The organism is Stenotrophomonas sp. YIM B06876 (assembly GCF_030711595.1).
Lineage (GTDB): Bacteria > Pseudomonadota > Gammaproteobacteria > Xanthomonadales > Xanthomonadaceae > Stenotrophomonas.
This window is the reverse complement of the sequence record NZ_JAUJUJ010000221.1, coordinates 1-1288: the sequence shown is the minus strand read 5'-3', so window position 1 is coordinate 1288 and position 1288 is coordinate 1. Positions and strand designations below refer to the sequence as shown.

Genomic DNA, 1288 nt, shown 5'->3' with positions numbered 1-1288 from the left:
TCGCCTTCGTGGCCCAGCTGCAGGCGCTGAGCGTCAATGTCGGCGTCGAAACGCCCAAGGTCATCTTCAACTCCAAGACCGGCACCGTGGTCATCGCTCAGGGCGTGACGGTGCGGCCGGCCGCGGTGTCGCACGGCGCGCTCAAGGTGGTGATCAACGAGCAACCCCAGGTCAGCCAGCCCGCGCCGTTCGGCCGGGGCCAGACCGCGATCACGCCACAGTCGCGCGTGAGCGTGGAGCAAGGCAACGGGCGCATGTTCAACTGGCCCGCCAGCACCAAGCTGCAAACCATCATCGACACCATCAACAGCACCGGCGCCACGCCCGACGACATCATGGCCATCCTGCAGGCGTTGGACCAGGCCGGCGCCATCGACGGCGAACTGGTCGTGATCTGAGGCCCTCCATGAACGAACTCCACCCCCAACCCTTCTCACTGGCACCGGCCGCCAGCACGGCCGAGCCCGCTATTCGCGAAGCGGCCGAGGCCGAGCAGGCCGCCGTCAAGTTCGAAGGCCTGTTCATCAGCGAAATGCTCAAGCAGATGCGCCGCAGCGCCCGCGAGATCGCCGGCGAGGACGGCATGTTCCAAAGCCAGACCCACGGCAGCCTGCTGGAATTGGCCGACACCATGGTGGCCGACGCCATGGCCGGGCAGCGGGCATTCGGCATTGCCGACGCCATCCTGCAGCAGCTGCTCGCACCGGCAGCGCCGGCCACGGACGGGCCGCTTAAGTTTTCGCAGCCCACGGCCGCCTTGAAGCTCTAAGGCCTCCGCGCCTGCGCCCAGCCCCCCGGCCACGCGTGCCCCCTCTTTCAGAAAGCGCCCCATTCCATGAGCATCATCAACAACGCCCTGTCCGGCACGCTGGCGGCGCAAGCGGCCCTGACCGTCGCCAGCCAGAACGTCGCCAACCTCATGACGCCGGGCTACACCCGCCAGGGCATCCTGCTGACCTCGGCCCAGCCTTCGCGCTCGGGCCCGTTCGCGGCCGGCGACGGCGTCAGCATTCCGTCGCTGTTCCGCTTCAGCGACGACTACAAGAACCTGCAGATGTGGAACGCGGCCTCGAATCTCGGCCAGCACGCCACCACCCAGCCCTATCTGACCCAGCTCGAACAGGTCATGGGCGACGACAGCGCCTCCATCAACAGCGGCCTGGACGCCTTCTTCAGCGCCCTGAACGCGGCCAGCGTGGAGCCCACGTCCAGCCCGCTGCGCCAGCAGGTCATCAGCTCTGCCGAGGCCCTGGCCCAGCGCTTCAACAGCCTCAACCAGGTGCTCTCG

General features: G+C 67.8%; 2 protein-coding genes and 1 pseudogene. All 3 read left to right on the top strand.

Annotated elements, in window-relative coordinates; translation table 11 throughout:
- The coding region (locus QZH66_RS16255) for a flagellar basal body P-ring protein FlgI (protein ID WP_305806919.1) at positions 1 to 398 on the top strand (398 nt) is incomplete at its 5' end.
- An 8-nt stretch (positions 399 to 406) separates the two neighbouring features.
- The gene (locus QZH66_RS16250) at positions 407 to 769 is read left to right on the top strand and encodes a rod-binding protein (protein ID WP_305806918.1); all 363 of its coding nucleotides are present in this window, start codon (positions 407 to 409) and stop codon (positions 767 to 769) included.
- Between the two features lie 66 nt (positions 770 to 835).
- Positions 836 to 1288: pseudogene (locus tag QZH66_RS16245) on the top strand (hypothetical protein); the annotation flags it as partial.